The sequence below is a fragment of the Allobaculum fili genome, assembly GCF_020969955.1.
In the GTDB taxonomy this organism is placed as follows: domain Bacteria; phylum Bacillota_I; class Bacilli_A; order Erysipelotrichales; family Erysipelotrichaceae; genus Allobaculum; species Allobaculum fili.
Genome location: NZ_JAHDSX010000102.1, coordinates 1 through 604, shown reverse-complemented (window position 1 = coordinate 604; position 604 = coordinate 1). Strand labels below are relative to the sequence as shown.

The following is a 604-nucleotide window of genomic DNA, read 5'->3' as shown; positions in this document are numbered from 1 at the left end:
TCCTTAAAGACTGCCCGCAGCTTCATTATTTCAACCCGCTTCATCGGAATGCCAAGCTTGCCTTCGATCATGAGATGTATAACTTCGAGGGAGTGATCGAAGGCTGCTGCGGCTTTCTAGGGCAGATGGAGCCAATTCAGTTTAAGAAAGTGAAGCTGTCCAATAAGGAAAAGTGGCTCTACAGTTTCCGTGACCCAAGAAGAGCAGCCCAGGAGGAGACGGACTGGCTGGATAAGCATCGTAAAGATAAGTACAGTTTCGAAGAATACGAAAAGAAAAAACGTACATTTGGAACAGTGGTCTTTGAATCAGATGTCGATCTGGCTCCGGAAGATGCCTGGAAGCCCTATAGTTACCGCTGGCAAATCGAGATCGTTATGCGGTATTACATGAACGCCCTCGGCTTTGATGGAACCAGAGTCCATGATGACTACTCAGTGATCGGCAGCGAATTCATTGATTTCCTGTCGACCGTCATTACGTTCAGACTTCTGAACCTGTTCGACGAAAAAGGCCTCCTTGAGGACATGAGCTATAAAAAAATCATGCACATCCTGCAAAGAGGCAAAAGAATAAAAAATGATAATGAGTGGGAACTGATCAA

At 45.5% G+C, this 604-nt stretch carries 1 pseudogene; it reads left to right on the top strand.

The features are described from left to right. Positions 1 to 604: pseudogene (locus Afil_RS10695) on the top strand (hypothetical protein); the annotation flags it as partial.